Origin of the sequence: Bradyrhizobium sp. SZCCHNS3002, from assembly GCF_032377435.1 — a bacterium.
GTDB lineage: Bacteria > Pseudomonadota > Alphaproteobacteria > Rhizobiales > Xanthobacteraceae > Bradyrhizobium.
Window position 1 is genome coordinate 67,383 of sequence record NZ_JAUHHY010000014.1, and the last position, 17,315, is coordinate 84,697.

Annotated in this window: 19 protein-coding genes; 8 read left to right on the top strand and 11 right to left on the bottom strand. The window is 66.4% G+C overall.

All coding sequences use genetic code 11. The annotated features are described in order from the left end of the window. Nucleotides 1-60 precede the first annotated feature (60 nt). A complete protein-coding gene (locus QW845_RS26235; RefSeq protein ID WP_315804413.1) occupies nucleotides 61-2,715 on the bottom strand; it encodes a flavin-containing monooxygenase in 2,655 nt (884 codons plus the stop codon). Nucleotides 2,716-3,004: 289 nt separating this feature from the next. Here QW845_RS26235 and serA point away from each other — a divergent pair, with 289 nt between their 5' ends. Together serA and QW845_RS26245 are read left to right on the top strand one after the other, a co-directional pair. Continuing rightward, entirely contained in the window at nucleotides 3,005-4,252 is a 1,248-nt protein-coding gene (gene serA, locus QW845_RS26240) for a phosphoglycerate dehydrogenase (protein WP_315804414.1), read from the top strand. Nucleotides 4,253-4,273: 21 nt separating this feature from the next. After that, on the top strand, nucleotides 4,274-4,753 hold the full coding sequence (locus QW845_RS26245; RefSeq protein ID WP_315804415.1) for a TOBE domain-containing protein: 480 nt from the start codon (nucleotides 4,274-4,276) through the stop codon (nucleotides 4,751-4,753). Here the strand turns inward: QW845_RS26245 and QW845_RS26250 are convergent. From QW845_RS26250 to QW845_RS26285, 8 genes are all read right to left on the bottom strand, one after another. Continuing rightward, on the bottom strand, nucleotides 4,662-5,084 hold the full coding sequence (locus QW845_RS26250) for a LysR family transcriptional regulator (RefSeq protein ID WP_315804416.1): 423 nt from the start codon (nucleotides 5,082-5,084) through the stop codon (nucleotides 4,662-4,664). The two genes, QW845_RS26245 and QW845_RS26250, sit on opposite strands and share 92 nt — an antisense overlap. After that, nucleotides 5,081-5,671 carry a DUF2478 domain-containing protein gene (locus tag QW845_RS26255; protein ID WP_315804417.1) on the bottom strand — a complete coding sequence of 197 codons (591 nt, stop codon included), beginning with the start codon at nucleotides 5,669-5,671 and terminating at the stop codon, nucleotides 5,081-5,083. Before QW845_RS26255 ends, QW845_RS26250 begins: the two co-directional genes overlap by 4 nt. Before the next feature lie 11 nt (nucleotides 5,672-5,682). Further along, a complete protein-coding gene (locus tag QW845_RS26260; protein WP_315804418.1) occupies nucleotides 5,683-6,546 on the bottom strand; it encodes a xanthine dehydrogenase in 864 nt (287 codons plus the stop codon). A gap of 206 nt (nucleotides 6,547-6,752) precedes the next feature. Continuing rightward, nucleotides 6,753-7,847: a molybdenum ABC transporter ATP-binding protein gene (gene modC, locus QW845_RS26265; RefSeq protein WP_315804419.1), complete on the bottom strand. Its 1,095-nt coding sequence runs from the start codon at nucleotides 7,845-7,847 to the stop codon at nucleotides 6,753-6,755. Next, nucleotides 7,844-8,533 (bottom strand): molybdate ABC transporter permease subunit, encoded by a 690-nt coding sequence (gene modB, locus QW845_RS26270; RefSeq protein WP_315804420.1) that lies wholly within the window; start codon nucleotides 8,531-8,533, stop codon nucleotides 7,844-7,846. The genes modC and modB overlap by 4 nt, the downstream gene beginning before the upstream one ends. A gap of 26 nt (nucleotides 8,534-8,559) precedes the next feature. Then, complete coding sequence (gene modA, locus QW845_RS26275; protein ID WP_315804421.1) at nucleotides 8,560-9,327, bottom strand: molybdate ABC transporter substrate-binding protein; 768 nt, start codon at nucleotides 9,325-9,327, stop codon at nucleotides 8,560-8,562. Nucleotides 9,328-9,590: 263 nt separating this feature from the next. After that, nucleotides 9,591-11,156 carry an amidase family protein gene (locus QW845_RS26280; RefSeq protein WP_315804422.1) on the bottom strand — a complete coding sequence of 522 codons (1,566 nt, stop codon included), beginning with the start codon at nucleotides 11,154-11,156 and terminating at the stop codon, nucleotides 9,591-9,593. Nucleotides 11,157-11,178: 22 nt separating this feature from the next. Further along, nucleotides 11,179-12,597: a M20 family metallopeptidase gene (locus QW845_RS26285; RefSeq protein WP_315804423.1), complete on the bottom strand. Its 1,419-nt coding sequence runs from the start codon at nucleotides 12,595-12,597 to the stop codon at nucleotides 11,179-11,181. A gap of 298 nt (nucleotides 12,598-12,895) precedes the next feature. Here QW845_RS26285 and QW845_RS26290 point away from each other — a divergent pair, with 298 nt between their 5' ends. Further along, nucleotides 12,896-13,141, top strand: coding sequence for a hypothetical protein (locus QW845_RS26290; protein ID WP_315804424.1), 246 nt, complete (start codon nucleotides 12,896-12,898; stop codon nucleotides 13,139-13,141). A gap of 6 nt (nucleotides 13,142-13,147) precedes the next feature. On the opposite strand, the gene QW845_RS26295 is transcribed toward QW845_RS26290, so the two are convergent. Both QW845_RS26295 and QW845_RS26300 read right to left on the bottom strand, forming a co-directional pair. Continuing rightward, nucleotides 13,148-13,336, bottom strand: a complete 189-nt coding sequence (locus QW845_RS26295) for a hypothetical protein (protein WP_315804425.1) — start codon at nucleotides 13,334-13,336, stop codon at nucleotides 13,148-13,150. Nucleotides 13,337-13,389: 53 nt separating this feature from the next. After that, nucleotides 13,390-13,545, bottom strand: coding sequence for a hypothetical protein (locus QW845_RS26300; RefSeq protein ID WP_315717764.1), 156 nt, complete (start codon nucleotides 13,543-13,545; stop codon nucleotides 13,390-13,392). Nucleotides 13,546-13,661: 116 nt separating this feature from the next. Between QW845_RS26300 and QW845_RS26305 the strand changes: the two genes are divergently transcribed. The 5 genes from QW845_RS26305 (at nucleotide 13,662) to QW845_RS26325 (ending at nucleotide 17,314) form a co-directional block, all read left to right on the top strand. Further along, nucleotides 13,662-14,240 carry a cytochrome c oxidase subunit 3 family protein gene (locus tag QW845_RS26305; protein WP_315804426.1) on the top strand — a complete coding sequence of 193 codons (579 nt, stop codon included), beginning with the start codon at nucleotides 13,662-13,664 and terminating at the stop codon, nucleotides 14,238-14,240. A gap of 3 nt (nucleotides 14,241-14,243) precedes the next feature. Continuing rightward, entirely contained in the window at nucleotides 14,244-14,507 is a 264-nt protein-coding gene (locus tag QW845_RS26310; protein WP_315804427.1) for a cytochrome C oxidase subunit IV family protein, read from the top strand. A gap of 100 nt (nucleotides 14,508-14,607) precedes the next feature. After that, a complete protein-coding gene (locus tag QW845_RS26315; protein ID WP_315804428.1) occupies nucleotides 14,608-15,060 on the top strand; it encodes a cytochrome c in 453 nt (150 codons plus the stop codon). Between the two features lie 37 nt (nucleotides 15,061-15,097). Continuing rightward, complete coding sequence (locus QW845_RS26320) at nucleotides 15,098-16,444, top strand: cbb3-type cytochrome c oxidase subunit I (RefSeq protein WP_315804429.1); 1,347 nt, start codon at nucleotides 15,098-15,100, stop codon at nucleotides 16,442-16,444. 60 nt (nucleotides 16,445-16,504) lie between these two features. Further along, a complete protein-coding gene (locus tag QW845_RS26325; protein ID WP_315804430.1) occupies nucleotides 16,505-17,314 on the top strand; it encodes a CbbQ/NirQ/NorQ/GpvN family protein in 810 nt (269 codons plus the stop codon). The last annotated feature ends 1 nt before the right edge of the window (nucleotide 17,315 follow it).

The following is a 17,315-nucleotide window of genomic DNA, read 5'->3' on the forward strand; positions in this document are numbered from 1 at the left end:
CGGCAACGGCCCGCAAAGCTGCGGGTCGTTGCGACAACGCTCGGCGGCGGCCTCCGCTGGTCAGCTCGCGGCGGCGTTGATCTCGGGCGATTCGCCTTCCTCCGCAGACTGCGTGAACGCCTGCAGCGCCTCCGCCATCTGCATGCGGCCGCCGACGCCGGTGATGACGACGTCGACCATCGTGAACGACGAGTGGAAGTGGCCGTGGGCCTTGAGTTGCCCGACCGGCACGCCGGCGGCGGCGAGCGCTTCCGCATAGGCGACACCCTCGTCGCGCAGCGGATCGAACTCGCAGGTGACGATGTAGGCCGGCGGCAGGCCCTGCAGCTTGCCCCGCAACGGCGACGCGCGCGGATCGGTGCGATCCGCCGGCGAGCAGTAGATGTCCCAGAACCAGTACATCAGGCCGCGCGTCAGGAAGTAGCCGGCCGCATTATCGGTGTAGGAGGGACGATCGAAGCTGCAGTCGGTGACCGGGCACACCAGCAGCTGACCGCCGATCGCAGGCCCGCCGCGATCCCGAGCGAGCTGGCAGGTGACGGCTGCGATGTTGCCGCCGGCGCTCCAGCCGGCCACCAGCACCGGTCCGTCGCGTCCGCCGAGCTCGGCGGCGTGCTCGGCGACCCAGCGCGCCGCTGCATAGCCGTCCTCGGCCGCCGCCGGGAAGCGGTGCTCGGGCGCGTGGCGGTAATTCACGCTGACGAAGATCATGTTGGAGCGGCGGCACATGTCGCGGCAGAACGGATCGTCCGACTGCTCGTCGCCGAGCACCCAGCCGCCGCCATGGAAATACACGACGATCGGATGCGGCCCGGGCGTGGCCGGACGGTAGAGGCGGTAGGCAAGAGGGCCCTCGGCGCCTTGCAGAGTGCCGTCCTTGACCTCGCCCACGGGGCGGCCCGGCGGTCGGGCCTTGTTGAATTCGGCGACGAAGTCGCGTGCGCCTTGCGCGCCCATCGATTCGATCGGCGGCAGGTTCATCTCGGTGAGCATGTTCAGCACCAGCCGCACATCCGGCTGCAGCTTCACGATCTCGCCGTCGTTGCACTGGCTCGCACCGTTCGGGCCCGTGAGCTTGAAGCCGAGCATGCCGCGGCTGACGACCTCGTTGCAGATGCCGCGATAGGGCCCGACGCCGCCGGTGTATGGCATCAGCGTCTGCGGCTTGCCCGGCACGTTGGCGCCTGTGTACCAGGTGTTGGCGAGCCGGTGCAGCGTGACCGTCGAGCAGTCCGCCATGTGGCGCATCCAGCCGGCCTGCGCGGTCTCGGTCGGCTCGATGGTGGTGAAGCCGGCGTCGCGCATCGCGGCGAGACGATCGACCACGAAGTCGACGTGCTGCTCGATCGACACCGCCATGTTCGACAGCACCGATGGACTACCGGGACCGGTGATCAGGAACAGGTTGGGGAAGCCGGCGACCGTCAATCCAAGATAGTTCTCCGGGCCATCAGCCCAGCTGTCGTCGAGCGACTTGCCGCCACGGCCCTTGATCGGATGCACCGCGCGGATCGCGCCGGTCATGGCATCGAAGCCGGTCGCGAACACGATGACGTCGATGTCGAAGCTGCGCTTGTCGGTCTTGATGCCATTGGATGTGATGGATGCGATCGGCTCCTTGCGCAGGTTCACCAGCGTCACGTTCGGACGGTTGAACGTCGCGTAGTAGTTCGTGTCCAGACATGGACGCTTGGCGCCGAACGGGTGATCGTGCGGCGTGAGCGCCTCGGCCGTCTCGGGATCCTTGACGATCTCGCGGATCTTCTCGCGGATGAGATCGGCGAGCAGCGCGTTGCCGTCGGCATCGACGCCCTGGTCGGCCCAGAGCTGCGTCAGCATGCCGACGAGATCGCCGGAGGCCCACATCTTCTCGAAGCGCTCGCGGCGCTCGGCCTCGCTCAGCGCCCAGCTGAACTCGGTGGCCGGCGGGATCGGCACGCCGGTCATCGACCAGCGTGCCTGCTCGCGCAGCCCCTTGCGATCCTCCGCGAGCTGCGCGGCGCGATCGGCCGGGAGCGGACCATTATGCGCCGGCAGCGCGAAATTCGGCGTGCGCTGGAACACCGTGAGCTGCGCGGCCTGCTCGGCGATGATCGGGATCGACTGGATGCCGGACGAGCCGGTGCCGATCACGGCCACGCGCTTGCCACAGAGGTCCACGCCATCATGCGGCCAGCGGCTGGTGAAGTAGATCTCGCCCTTGAAGTCGTGCACGCCGTCGATCTCCGGCGGCTTCGGCTGCGACAGGCAGCCGGTCGCCATGATGTAGTGGCGGCAGGACACGGCAGGGCCGTGGTCGGTCGTCAGCAGCCAGCGCTCCCTGGCCTCATCCCAGGCGGCGCCGAGCACGCGGGTGCCGAAGCGGATGTCGCGGCGCAGATCGTAGCGATCGGCGACGAAGCCGAGATAGCGCAGGATCTCCGGCTGGGTGGCGTATTTCTCCGACCACTGCCAGGCCTTTTCGAGCTCGGGATCGAAGGTGTAGCTGTAGTCGACGGTCTGGATGTCGCAGCGCGCGCCGGGATAGCGGTTCCAGTACCAGGTGCCGCCGACGTCGTTGGCCGTATCCAGAGCCACGGTCGAGAAGCCCGCCTTGCGCAGGCGGTGCAGCAGATATAGCCCCGCAAATCCGGCACCCACGACGGCGACATCGACCGTCTGCGTTTCACCGCCCGACACCTCCGACGCGCGTGTCTCGACAATCCCGTCTGACATGCTGACCTCCCGATGATTTTGTGATTGGCGGAAAGGCTAGCTCTGCTCGCATGGTTTGTCAGCAGCCAAAACAACGATCTGCGGTTGTTGCAGTGCGGACCGTGCAGCGCCGCAGGTATGCCAGGCGCTGATTTTGCATCGCCGGTCAAAAGGCCGCGACGGAGTGGACAAGACCCTGAGAAAGCGACAGAAAGCCACCCTGCCGCGTCGCATTCACCAAGTTTCAACGCATCGCGACTGTAACAACCGCTACACTACGCCACCTCCACGACTGAATCAGGCCAGGCCCATGCCGCTATCGCTGCCCAAGCAAAAGATCCGCGTTCTGCTCCTCGAGGGCGTGAACGACTCGGCCGTCCGCATGTTCGAGGCCAACGGCTATACGGAAATCGAACGGCTGCCGAAGGCGCTCGGTTCGGCGGAGTTGAAGCGTATGCTGTCGGGCGTGCACATGCTTGGCATTCGCTCGCGCACGCATCTGACCGAGGAAGTGCTGCAGGCCGCCGACCGGCTGATGGTGGTCGGCTGTTTCTCCGTCGGCACCAACCAGGTCGATCTCGATGCCGCCAAGCGGCTCGGCATCCCCGTGTTCAATGCGCCCTATTCGAACACCCGCAGCGTCGCCGAGCTGACGATCGCCGAGGTCGTGATGCTGATGCGCCGCATCTTCCCGCGATCGGTGTCGGCGCATGCGGGCGGCTGGGACAAGTCCGCCAATGGCAGCCGAGAGGTGCGCGGCAAGACGCTCGGCATTGTCGGCTACGGCAACATCGGCTCGCAGCTGTCGAACCTCGCCGAGGCCATGGGCATGCGGGTGATCTTCTTCGATCTCACCGACAAGCTCCGCCACGGCAACACCGAGCCGGTCGAGAGCCTCGACGAGCTCCTGGCGATCAGCGACGTCGTGTCGCTGCATGTCCCGGAGACGCCGGCGACCGCCAACATGATCGGCGAGCGCCAGATCCGTCACATGAAGGACGGCGCCTATCTGATCAACAATTCGCGCGGCACGGTAGTCGACATCGAGGCGCTGGCCAGCGCGTTGCGCGAGGGCAAGCTCTCAGGTGCTGCCGTCGACGTGTTTCCGGTCGAGCCGGCCTCGAATGCCGATCCGTTCGTCTCGCCGCTGCAGGGCCTGCCCAACGTGATCCTGACCCCGCATGTCGGCGGCTCCACCGAGGAGGCGCAGGACCGCATCGGTGGCGAGGTTGCGCGCAAGCTGATCGACTATTCCGATGTCGGCTCGACCTTCGGCGCCGTGAACTTCCCGCAGGTGCAGTTGCCGGCACGCCCGACCGGCACGCGCTTCATCCATGTCCATCGGAACGTGCCGGGCGTGCTGCGCCAGGTCAACGATGCGGTGTCGCGGCACAACATCAACATCCTTGCGCAATATCTGCAGACCGATCCCGAGGTCGGCTATGTCGTGCTCGAGACCGACGTGGTCGGCGGTGAGGGCGAGGCGCTGCTGTCGGAGCTGCGCGCGGTGGAGGGCACGATCCGCGTGCGCGTCCTGTACGATCACGACCGGCCCTGAGGCTGTGGAGGCTGCCGCGCGATGACCGGCTCGTCTGCATCGTCTTCAGCCTCGTCCGTCGTTCTCAGCACGACGGTGCCGGCGCGCGTGCTGCGCCATGATCCGCAATACGGCATGTCGACATTGTTCTTCGCCGACGGCGAGCTGCGCGTGCCGATGGTCGATGCGGCTGTTGACGCCGGCGTCTCCGTGACCATCGAGGCCCGCGACGTCTCGATCGCGCTGTCGCGGCCGATGGATGTGTCGATCACCAACCGGCTGCCGGGCCGGATCGAGGAGATCCTGCCGCTCGATCCGCCCTATGTGCGCGTGACGTTCGATCTCGGTGCGACCAGGCTCCACGCGCTCGTGACCTTGGAATCGGTCGAGCGGCTGGCGTTGGAGCCGGATCTATCGGCCTGGGCGATGATCAAGAGCGTCGCGATCGGACCCGGCGCGGTTCGGCCTTCGGAGCTGCCTCGGCCGCGCCGCTGGCCCGCTTCTGATAGCGCGGATCGGTAGCCTTCTGCAGCTCGACGAGCGCCGCAGCGGTGGCCGTGCGGGTGCGCCGCTCCATCGAGCGATACAGCGCGATCAGCCGCTCGCCGAACGGCGTGATCTCGGCGCCGCCGCCGCGGCGGCCGGGATGGGTCTCGAACACCGGCGTCTCGAAGGTGCGGTTGAGCGCATCGACCATCAGCCAGCATTTGCGGTAGGAGATGCCGCTCGCGCGCGCGGCGCCCAGGATCGAGCGCTCCCGGCGGATGAAGTCGATCAGCAGCAGATCCTCGGGCGACAGACTTCCGCCGTTGCCGAAAGTGATGGTCAATGCGATCTGAGCTTCGCGCTTCATCCTATTCCGATCCGCTCGCGTTGTGAGCCGATCATGTCACGCGGGCTCTGCGCTGTCACCATGCGGCCGGACCACGCTTCGATCCAGCCGGCACGGCGCGCGACTTCGACCGGGACGCATTCGGCGAACACGCCGGCGAAGCGCGTCCACGCCTCCATCATCGCAGGCGATACCGCCGTGATGATCGGAAGCCCGGCTGACATCGCCGAGCCGAAGGCGTCGGCGAGGCCACCTCCCGCCGCCTCCTGCTTGCCGAACTTGCTGAGGATCACGACATCCGTGCCACGCGCGATCGACTGCTGCACGGCGGCGCAGGCCAGCACCAATCCTTCGGGATCGAGGTTGCAGGCCTGCGATCCCGGGCCGAGATCCTGCGAGATCGAGAACATGCGGTTGTCGTCGAGGCTGCGCAGCATCATGGCCTTGCACGGCCTGGTCTTGTCGACGCTGCTCTCGATCACGCCGGAGACGCGCAGCCCCATGCCTGCGAGCCGCGTGGCGAGTTCGTCGAGCAGCTCCTGGATGACGGTGGACGCGGCGCCCTGCAGCGCCACGATCTGACATGTCCCGACCTCAGCGACACCCATGGCAGTCCTCCTCACGCATTGGCGGAGACGCGGCCCGCCTTCCGACCGGTTCGCATGATCTCTTGGACAGCCGAGACGACGCTCGCGGCGATCGATCGCCCGCGGTCGTCCATGCCGGTCCATGCGGCGTGGCGGCCGCGCGGATCGATCTCCAGCAGCTTGACGTTGGCCGGCACGCGCAGACCGTCGCGCGCGATGCCGCGCAGTGCGCCATCGAGCGGCGCCAGCACCGGCGTGCCGCCGAGCGATCCGAGCTGCAGTCCTTTGTAGACGCGGGTGCCGATGTCGAGCGGCGTATGCCAGACGGCATCCTGATCGGAATAGACGAAGCGCTCGCGGCCTGCGCCGCCGAGATCGCGTGCCTTGCCGTCCGCATCGCGCGTCGTTCCGTGCGCCACGATCGCGCCGGTCTCGCAAGGATGTGTCTCGACCGCGATGTCGCAATTGTGCCCGACCGCAAAGCGCGGCCCAATGCCGACGGCGATGCCGGCGACGCCGCGCAGATCCGGCGTCGCCAGATGCTTCTGCATCCGTGCATCGACGATGACTGCGGGATAGCGGAACGCGATGATGTCGGTGAGATGCATCCCGGTGACGGCGACCCGGCCTGGCTCGCGATGAATGCGCACGACGTCCGCGATGCCCTCGGCCCGGCAGCCGATCACGCCGTCGATGTCGCACGTCTCACCATACAGGACGTCGTGAAAGGCCATGCCGCGTCGGATCACCGGCGGAAAGGCGTCGTGACAAAGGACGAGCGCGAAGCGCTCATGGTTGAGCTTCGCCGCGATCGCGGAGGCGATCTCGTTGGTGCCCAGCACCAGCGCGAGCGGCTTGGGCGCGTTCGGATGCCAAGTGACGGCGGCGGCTTTCATGCTGATGACCTCGTGTTGCGAGATCGAATGAGCAAGCCGCGGGCCAGATCGTCAGGCGCCGACCAACTTGTTCATTGTATTGAGGAAAGCAGGGAGGCTTCGGCTTGTTCGATCCAAAGCTGTATTGTTTAGGATATAACAATGGATGCTGTATTGTCACATATACAACATGTTGTGATGGCGCGGGGGAGGTCGGCGCGTGCCGATCAGACGATGGGCTCTTCGCGCCGAACCAGCGCGACGCCCTTGACCTGGGCGTAGACGGCAAGTCCCGCCTGCAGGCCGAGCTCGTTCCACGAGCGTTGGGTAACCCGCGACAGCAATCGCGCGCCCTCACCGTCCTCGCCGAGGCCGAGCAGGGCGGTGACGCGGTGGTCCGATTGGCTGCGGATTTCCAGGATCTTCGCGCGCAGCACGTTGACGATGGTGCTGCGGCTCGGCATTTCCACGGCGAGGCTGACGTCATCGGCCAGCACGCGCAGGCGGCGGCGTGTTCCGGACGCAAGCGGCTCGGCCGGCAGCACGAAATGCCCGCCGGGCACCGCAAGCGTCACCATGCCGTCGATGGCGTCGTGCTTCAGAACGGTGGCGTCGAGACTCACCGCAGCATCGCGGGAGAGCGCGAGCGGCAGTGTCAGGTCGGCTTGGAGCACGGACAGCGGGCCCGAAGCCAGGACGCTGCCATTGCGCATCAGCACCAGCTGATCGGCAAGCCGCTCGACCTCCGCGATATCGTGGCTGATGTAGAGGATCGGCAGGTCGAGCGCGGCATGCAGGCGCTCCAGATAGGGCAGGATCTCGTCCTTGGTCATCTGGTCGAGCGCCGACAGCGGCTCGTCCATCAGCAGCAACTTCGGCTGGCTGAGCAGAGCGCGGCCGATCGCCACGCGCTGCCGCTCGCCGCCGGACAGATGGCGCGGCGAGCGCTCCAGCAGCTTGGCAATGCCGAGCAGCGACACGACCTCATCAAAGCCGATGGCGGTGGGACCGGACGGACCGGGATGGCCGTACATCAGGTTGCGGCGGACGGAGAGGTGCGGAAACAGATTGGCTTCCTGGAACACGTAGCCGATCGGGCGCCGGTGCACGGGACGGAAGGTCTTCTCGTCCTGCCAGACGTCGCCGGCGACGGAGCATCGTCCGTCCAGGTGGTTGAGGCCGGCGATGCTGCGCATGACGGCGGTCTTGCCACAGCCGGACGGGCCGAAGATCGCGGTGACGCCGCGCGCCGGCACCTCGAACCGCGCGTTCAGCTCGAAGCGCCCGAGCGTGCCGCGGAAATCGACCTTGACGGTGCTCATGACGCCCGTCGCGTCATCTTCTTCTCGATCAGCATCATCGTCAGAATGACGCCGAACGAGAACACGACCATGCCGAGCGCCAGCACGGAGGCTTCGGTCCATTGCGAGGTCTCGACGTAGTCGTAGATCGCGACCGACAGCACCTTCGTCCTGCCGGGAATGTTGCCGCCGATCATCAGCACGACGCCGAACTCGCCGACAGTGTGGGCAAAGCCGAGGATCGCGCCGGTGAGGAAGCCGGGGCTCGCCAGCGGCACGGCGATCGTCCAGAACGCGCGCCAGGGCGAGGCCCGCAGCGTGGCGGCTGCTTCCAGGGGCTTCTCGCCCATGGCCTCGAAGGCGTTGCGGATCGGCTGCACCACGAACGGCATCGAGAACAGCACCGAGCCGATCACGAGGCCCGGGAAAGTGAAGGCGAGGGTGCGTGCGCCCCACAAGGAAGCCAGTGCCCCGCCCGGACCGCTCGGGCCGAGCGCGACGAGCAGATAGAAGCCGAGCACGGTCGGCGGCAGCACCAGTGGAATCGCCACCAGGGCTGCGACCGCCTCTTTCCACCACGCCTGCGACCGCGCCAGCCACCATGCGATCGGTGTTCCCACGATCATCAGAATGACGGTCGTGATCACTGCCAATTCGAGGGTCAGGCTGACCGGTTGCCAGATATCGGCCGAGACGTGCAAGTTCATCCCTGGAAGTTCATCGACGTGAGCGCTCAGCTGCCGGACTTCGGGTCCAGAGCATAGCCGAACTTCTCGATGACCGCACGGGCTTCCGGAGTCTTGAGGAAGGTCAGGAACGCAGTCGCCGCCTCGTTGCCGGCGGATGCCTTCAGCAGCACGGCATCCTGGCGGATCTCGGTGTAGAGGGTCTGCGGCACCAGCCAGCGCGACCCGCCGGCATTCGGCATCAGCTGCGACAGCGCGACGAAGCCCACCTCGGCATTGCCGGTATCGACGAACTGGAACGCCTGCGAGATCGTGTTGCCCTGCACGATCTTGGGCTGGATCGCTTCATAGAGCTTGAGCGCCTTCAGCGTCTCCACTGCGGCCGCGCCATAGGGCGCGGCGGTGGGATTGGCGATCGACAGCTTGTTGAACGCGTTCGCCTTCAGCGTTTCCTCGCCCTTCACCGCCTTCGGATCCTTGCTCCACAGCACGAGCTTGCCGATGGCGTAGGTGAAGCGGCTCTCGGCGACGCCGAGGCCCTCGTCGACCAGCTTCTTAGGCCGTTCGTCGTCGGCGGAGAGCAGGATCGCGAACGGCGCGTTCTCCTTGATCTGGGTGTAGAACTGTCCGGACGCGCCGAAGCTCAGCACCAATTCGTGCCCCGTCTTGGCCTTGAACAGGCCGGCGATCTCCTTCGCCGGCTCGGTGAAGTTGGCGGCCACGGCGATGTTGGCGCTGCCGGCAAACGCGTTTGCCCCAGTCAGGAGAGCGGCAGCCGCGCACAGAGCAGCGGCGACGAAGCGCATCGATCTCATCACAATTGTCCTCGTTCATATCGACAGAGACGGGTTCGCTTCGGTGAATTGCAAGTCCCGTTCCGGCGCAGCGGCCCGTACCGATGCCGTGCTATATTCATTCGTATACATCAAAATAGACAGGTCGGCGACGTCCCGTCAACCCGAGGGGCTCCCTCGGGCAAACGCGATGGGCGTCAGTGTTCGACTTTCGACAATCGAGGCTGAAGCGATGTCGGAAACGTGACGGCCCGAGAACCAGGGGTCCTCGGGCCGGCGCGAGACTAAGCCATCCGCTCCCAGAGCTGCCGCACCAGCATGCCCGCGCGCTTCTCGATCGCCGCGGCGGCATCGAGCGCGAGGTCCTCGCGATAGCGGCCGGCGATCAGCTGCACGCCGATCGGCTGGCCATTGTGAACCGCCACCGGCACCACCGCGCCGGGCAGCCCGAGCACGTTGATGGCCGAGATGAAGCGGATCTCGTTGAAGAAGATATCACGCACGCGCTCCGGGCTTACCGTGTCCTCGCGCGGGCCCGGCGTCGGCTTGACCGTCGTTGGCGCCAGCACCACCGGATACTCCTCGAAGAACATCTGCCAGGCGCGGATATGGGTGGAGCGCTGCGCCGTCGCGTTCATCCAGCCTGCGAGGTCGAGGATCTCGGCCTTGGCGCGCATTCCGCCCCACGCCTTGTGGAAGTCTTCGGAGGTGACGGCGAGCATCTTGGCTTCCTGCATCACAACCACCTCGGTGGTGATGACGTCGCACCAGGTCTGCCAGACGCCGGAGATGTCGGGGACCTCGACCTCGCTGACCCGGTAGCCGGAGCGCTCCAGATGATCCGCGGCCTGCCGGAGCGCGGCCTGCACCGAGGGATCGACGTCCATGTCATCAGGAATCTTGGCGAGCGCGACCTTGATCGGCCGCTTGGGCGTCTCGCCCTCGAGCGGGGCCGGCACCCACCAGGGATCGCGCGGATCGCGCCGGCTCATCACCTCCAGCGCCAGCCTGACGTCGGCGACGCTGCGCGCCAGCGGCCCCTGCGACGACATCAGATGCGCGAGCATCGGCCGCTCGGCCGCGGCGCTTTCATTATAGGCCGGGATGCGCCCCTGCGTCGGCTTGATCGTGACAACGCCGTTGCAATGCGCCGGCCAGCGCAGCGAGCCGCCGATGTCGTTGCCATGCGCGATGGTGCCGATGCCGGCGGCGACCGCAGCCCCGGCGCCGCCCGACGAGCCGCCACAGGTGATCTCGGGATCCCACGGGTTCAAGGTCAGCCCGTGCAGCGGGTTGTCCGTGAAGCCGCGGAATGAGAATTCCGGCGTGTTGGTGAGGCCGAGCACGATCGCGCCCGCCTTCTTGAGGTTGCGCACGACCGGCGCGTCCGACGGCGCGATGATCCCCATCTGTGCCGGAACGCCGTTGGGGTTTGGCCGTCCCTCATAGTCGACGTTCTCCTTGATCGTGACGGGCACGCCATGCAGCAGGCCGTCCTTGTTGCGCGCCTTGTCCGCGGCGCGCGCAGCTTTCAAGGCTTCTTCGGACAGATCGACGACGACCGCATTCAGCTTCGGATTGACCTCATGCATGCGCGCGAGATGGGCCTCGGTCACCTCGACCGAGGAGACCGCGCCGGAGCGGATCGCAGCGGCGGTGTCGAGCGCCGACCACTGCCAGACCGGTCCTTTCGGCAGCCGCGGCTTTGGCGCGGCTGCCTTCGCCTGTGGTCTGGCCTGCGGCTTCGCCTTTGCGGGCTTCCTATTGGCCGTGGCGCGCGCGGCCGCGCGCTTCGGAGCCGGCTTGGCGGCCTTCGCCGCCGGCTTCTTCTTTGTCGCTGTCTTTGCCATCGTGTTCCCCCCAGTTTCTCTCTCAAACGACCGACATGGTCAGCGGCGGCTCGACCTCGGCGGGCAGCGGGCTGACATAGGGCGTGCGCTGTGTCCGCTTCTTCAGGTCGGCCTTGGCGGCTGCGATCAGCGCCGGCTCATTGAACGCCTTGATGCCGAGACCGGCCATGGCCTTCGCGGCCTGCACCATCGCCTTGTGCGCGGCCGGCGTCTTGCCTTGCGCGACGACCTGCCAGGTATGGAACGGCGTGCCGATCGCCACCGTCGGCGCGTGCACCTGCACCGTTGGCACCACCCAGCTGACGTCGCCGACATCGGTCGAGCCGATCTGCGGATTGCGCTTGGCGTTCAGCGGCACCAGGAAGTCGGCCAGCGGCTTGTCGGTCGGGTCCATGCCGATGCTGTAGTAGACGGATTCGATGTCCTTGTCGGTCAGGGTCGCCTGGATCTGCCCGGCGAAATCCTTGTCGGTCGTGTCGAAATGCGGCGGCCCGAGCTCTTCCATGATCCCGTGCAGCGCCTCTTCGAGCGGCGTGTTGGGCAGGATGTTGGAGACCGCCGAGATGATCTTCATCTCGACCTTGGTCTCGGTCATCATCGCGGCACCTAGCGCGATCTTGTGCACGCGCCCGACCAGCTCGTTCATGCCGGGCAGGTCGCGCGCGCGGATGGAGTAGCGCACGCGCGCATGCGCCTGCACGACGTTGGGTGCGATGCCGCCGGTGTCGAGCAGCGCGTAATGCACGCGGGCGTCGCTCGGCATGTGCTCGCGCATGTAGTTGACGCCGACATTCATCAATTCCACCGCGTCGAGCGCGCTGCGGCCGAGATGCGGCGAGGCGGCCGCATGCGAGGTGCGTCCGGTGAAGATGAAGTCCGCGCGCGTGTTGGCGAGCGAGGGCGTCATCACCACTTCCCAGAAGCTCGACGGATGCCAGGTGATCGCGATGTCGGCATCCTCGAACGCGCCTGAGCGCACCATGAAGGCCTTTGCGGCGCCGCCTTCCTCGGCAGGGCAGCCGTAGTAGCGCACGCGTCCCGGGACCTTGTTGGCGGCGAGCCAGTCCTTCACGGCGGTGGCCGCGAGCAGCGCCGCCGAGCCCAGGAGATTGTGGCCGCAGCCATGGCCGTGGCCGCCGGTCTCGATCGGACGATGCTCGGCAACTCCTGCTTCCTGGCTGAGGCCGGGCAGGGCGTCGTATTCGCCCATGAAGGCGATGACCGGACCGCCTTCTCCCCATTCGCCCATCAGCGCCGTCGGGATGCCCGCGACCTTTTCGGTGATGCGAAAACCCTGGTGCTTGAGCTCGGCGAGGTGTTCGGCAGATGAGCGGGCCTCAGTGTAGCAGACCTCGGGCATGCTCCACACCCGGTCGCTGAGCTCGATGAAACGGGTCTTGATCGCGTCGACGCCGCGCCAGATCTCGCTGCGGTTGTCCATCTCCGGTCTTGTCCTCTTTAGCCGATAGGAAGCCGGTATGGTTATCAGCTAAGTTCCCCGACGCCTAGCGATCCGCCGCGAGAGCAGCCATGCGGCCCGCGGCAAGGCGCGGAGGAGCGCGCGTCATCCTTTGAGCAGATGATGCTGCGATGGGATGCAGCGCGATGCTTTCGGCGGCGCAGCGAGAAGGGTGGGGACTCCGTCCTCGAATTTCGGAACTGCCGCCGTGCGCCGTTGCCGCGTCCGTCCTGGAACCATCGTTGTCCCGTCCTGTTCTCGTGTCAGGAGTGCGACCGCCATGCGGGCAGGACCGATCACCATCATCGTTGCATTGCTGCTGATTCTCGCAGCCGCCGTCATCTTCGCCTATCAGGGCATGACCCTGCCTGGCGATCCGATGCCGGCCGAGGGCTGGATCGCGCTCACGCTCGGCGTGGTGTTTTCGCTCATCGTGGGGATCGGGCTGATGGTGCTGTTGTTCTACAGCAGCCGCAAGGGCTACGACGAACCATCACAGTTCGGGGCTGATGATCATCGCGACTGAGACCGCTCACGCCGGGCGCGGCGGATGCTGTGTCCGCGGATGCCGGTCGTGAAGCAGCTTGGCGAGTTCGTGCCTCAGATCGTCGTGACCGCGCATCGCCGTCTCGAACAGCGCCTCCTGGATGTCGCGCGGCATGTCGCCCCAGACGCCGATGGCGGCGCTTCCGAGCAGCTCTGCGAACCGGTTGTCGTCCATGCGGCACCTCCGGACGATCTGACGCCCGAGAGCGGCAAAGGTTCCAGGCCCGGTTACTGCGTGGTGAACAGGACAACCGCAATCGCAACGGAGAGCGCGATCGCGGACACCGTCCCGGTGGTCGACAGCACGCCCATGCGCCGCAGCGCCGCTGCAAACACGATGATGATCGGGGTGGCGGTGACGAGGCCGAGCTGCGCTTCGGTCATGGACATGCTCCTGATGCCGATCCCGTAGCGCATCCAGGCGCCGTGCTGTTTGTGCGCCGACAAAGAGCATGTCTGCCGCCCCGACTAGCTTTGCCGACATCTGATCGGAGGTGGCGGTGTCGGCACTCACATACGAACCGGAACCAACGGAGCGCTGGGGCGTGCTCGACGGGTTGCCGGGCGACCCCATGATGTGGGTCCTGATCCTCAGCGAGCTCGTCGCTTTCGGCCTGCTGCTCGGCGCCTTCGTCGTGGCGCGCGCAGTCAATCCAGTCGTGTTCGCGGCCGGGCAGGCCATGCTGGACGGACCTCTCGCCGCATTGAACACAATCGTGCTTGTGACGAGCGGGTGGGCTGCGGCGCGCGCGGCGGCCGCGGCGAGAGGCGCATCGCCGCCCACCGCACGGCGTTGGATCATGCTGGCGATCCTGCTCGGCGCGGCCTTCATTGCCGTCAAGCTGACCGAGTATGGCAGGGAGATTGCCGCCGGCGCAGGCCTGGAGACGTCGCCGTTTTTCACGCTCTATTTTCTGCTCACGGGCTTCCATCTGCTCCACGTCGTGCTCGGGATGGTCATCCTGGGAGGCGTCGGTCGTCATGCCGCGCCCGACAGCGTCGAGACCGGGACGGCGTTCTGGCACATGGTCGACCTGGTCTGGATCGTGATGTTCCCGATCCTCTATCTGGTGGGATGAGTCATGGTCCGCGATCGCCTCACGCTCGCCTGGCTTCAATTGCTGAGCCTCGCCACCGCCACGCTCGCGGCCTCGCTGCTGCTGCCGAATCGCTGGCTCGCCGATGCTCTCGTGCTCGTGCTCGCATTGGCCAAGGGCAGGGTGATCGTGCTGGATTTTCTCGGCCTGCGCCATGCGCCCGCGCTGTGGCGGGGCCTGCTCACATCGTGGCTCCTAGGCCTGGTCGCGCTCGCCGGGCTCGCGGTGGCGATCCTCGCACTGGTCTGACGCGCCATCGCCATGCTGCTTGCGCCGCGACAAAGAGACTCCCGGCAGTGCCGGTAGATTGCCTTCACCATCGACCTTCACCAAACGGAAAGGACGTGTCATGGCGGAACGCCTGACCAAGTCTGCCGCACGGAACGTCTTCTACGGCGGTTCGGCCTTCTTCTTTGCGATCTTCCTCGGGCTCACAGCGCACAGCCACTACTACATGGTCACGACCTCGACCAGTGCGTCGACGCTGTCCGACGGCGTCGCTCGCGGCAAGCACGTCTGGGAGAAAAACTCCTGCATCAACTGCCACACGCTGCTGGGCGAGGGCGCCTATTTCGCGCCAGAGGTCGGCAATGTCTGGGACCGCTGGGGCGGCAGGCAGGACCCGGCCGCCGCGCGCGAGATGCTGAAGTCCTGGATGCAGTCGCAACCCTCCGGCGCGCCCGGCCGCCGGCAGATGCCGCAGTTCAACCTGTCCGACCAGGAGCTCAACGATCTCGCGGACTTCCTGCAATGGACCGACACGATCAAGCGCCAGGACTGGCCGCCGAACAAGGCCGGCTGAGCCGGCATCCCGCCCCCCGTCATGAGAGAGATCCGCGATGAGATATGAGACCCAGAAGGTCGCGATGCTGTATTTCTACGGCGCGCTGACGCTCTTCCTCGCTCAGGTCATCTTCGGCCTGCTCGCCGGCACGATCTACGTGCTGCCGAACACGCTGTCGGTCCTGCTGCCCTTCAACATCGTCCGCATGATCCACACCAACGCGCTGATCGTGTGGTCGCTGATCGGCTTCATGGGCGCCACCTACTTCCTGCTGCCCGAGGAGACCGAGACCGAGCTCTACAGCCCGCTGCTCGCCAAGATCCAGTTCTGGATGTTCTTCGGCGCCGCGGGGGCTGCCGTCGTCGGTTATCTCTTCCACTACCATGAGGGCCGAGAGTTTCTCGAGCAGCCCTTCATCATCAAGGTCGGCATCGTCGTCGTCTGCCTGATGTTCCTGTTCAACGTCACGATGACGGCGCTCAAGGGTCGCAAGACCACGGTGACCAACATCCTGCTGTTCGGGCTGTGGGGCGTGGCGATCTTCTTCCTGTTCGCCTTCTACAATCCGGCCAATCTCGCCGTCGACAAGATGTACTGGTGGTACATCGTCCATCTCTGGGTCGAAGGCGTCTGGGAGCTGATCATGGCCTCGATCCTGGCCTTCCTGATGATCAAGCTCAACGGCATCGATCGCGAGGTGGTCGAGAAGTGGCTCTACGTCATCATTGGCCTTGCGCTGTTCTCCGGCATCCTCGGCACCGGCCATCATTTCTACTGGATCGGCGCCCCCGGCTACTGGCAGTGGATCGGCTCGCTGTTCTCGACCCTCGAGGTCGCGCCGTTCTTCACCATGGTGATCTTCACGGTGCAGATGACGCTCAAGGCCGGCCGCAAGCATCCGAACCGCGCCGCGCTGCTGTGGTCGGTCGGCTGCTCCGTCATGGCGTTCCTCGGCGCCGGCGTGTGGGGCTTCCTGCACACGCTGTCCAGCGTGAACTACTACACCCACGGCACCCAGGTCACGGCGGCGCACGGCCATCTCGCCTTCTTCGGCGCCTATGTGATGCTCAACCTCGCCGTCATGGCCTATGCGGTGCCGCAGCTGCGCCAGCGTGCGCCGTATAACCAGTGGCTCTCGATGGCGAGCTTCTGGATCATGTGCACGGCGATGATGACGATGACCTTTGCACTGACCTTCGCCGGTATCATCCAGGTGCATCTGCAGCGCGTGCTCGGCCAGAGCTACATGGACGTGCAGGACCAGCTCGCGATGTTCTACTGGGTGCGGCTCGGCTCCGGCGTGTTCGTGGCGATCGCGGCGCTGATGTTCGTCTGGGCCGTGCTGGTGCCCGGCCGCACCAAGGAGGCAGCGCTGCCCGGCGCGCTGCAGCCGGCGGAGTGAAATCCCGCAGGCGGCGGCCTCGATGCCGCCGCCTGCATCCCCCTGATACGGAGAGTTGTCATGAAGCCCGCGCTGCACGCGATCCATACCGCCCCGTCGTTCCCCTCGTACACGCCGACCGGCCATGAATGCGCGCTGTTCGAGCATGCGTTCCGACATCGCCTGCCGGTGCTGCTGAAGGGGCCGACCGGCTGCGGCAAGACCCGCTTCGTCGCGCACATGGCGGCGCGACTGGGCCTGCCGCTGCACACGGTCGCCTGTCACGACGACCTCACCGCCGCCGACCTCACCGGGCGCTATCTGCTCAAGGGCGGCGACACCGTGTGGACCGACGGCCCGCTGACCCGCGCGGTGCGCGAGGGCGGAATCTGCTATCTGGACGAGGTCGTCGAGGCCCGCAAGGACGTCACCGTCGTGCTGCATCCCCTCACCGACGACCGCCGGATCCTGCCCTTGGAGCGCACCGGCGAGGAGCTGATCGCGCCCGACGGCTTCATGCTCGTGGTCTCCTACAATCCCGGCTACCAGTCGCTGCACAAGGCGCTCAAGCCGTCGACACGGCAGCGCTTCATCGCCATCGAATTCGGCTTCCTGCCGGCCGAGCAGGAGATCGTGGTGGTTGCCGCCGAGAGCGGGCTGGCGCCGGAGCGCGTTCGGCCGCTGGTGGCGCTCGCGCATCGGCTGCGCGCGCTGCAGGGCCATGACCTGGAGGAGGGCGTCTCGACGCGCTTGCTGGTCTATTGTGCGACGCTCGTCGCCGCCGGAGCATCCATCGCGGACGCCGTGCTCGCTGCGATGATCGAGCCGCTCACCGACGACGCCGACGTCAAGGCCGCGCTGCGCGAGGTCGCGCATGCCGTGATCGGGTGAG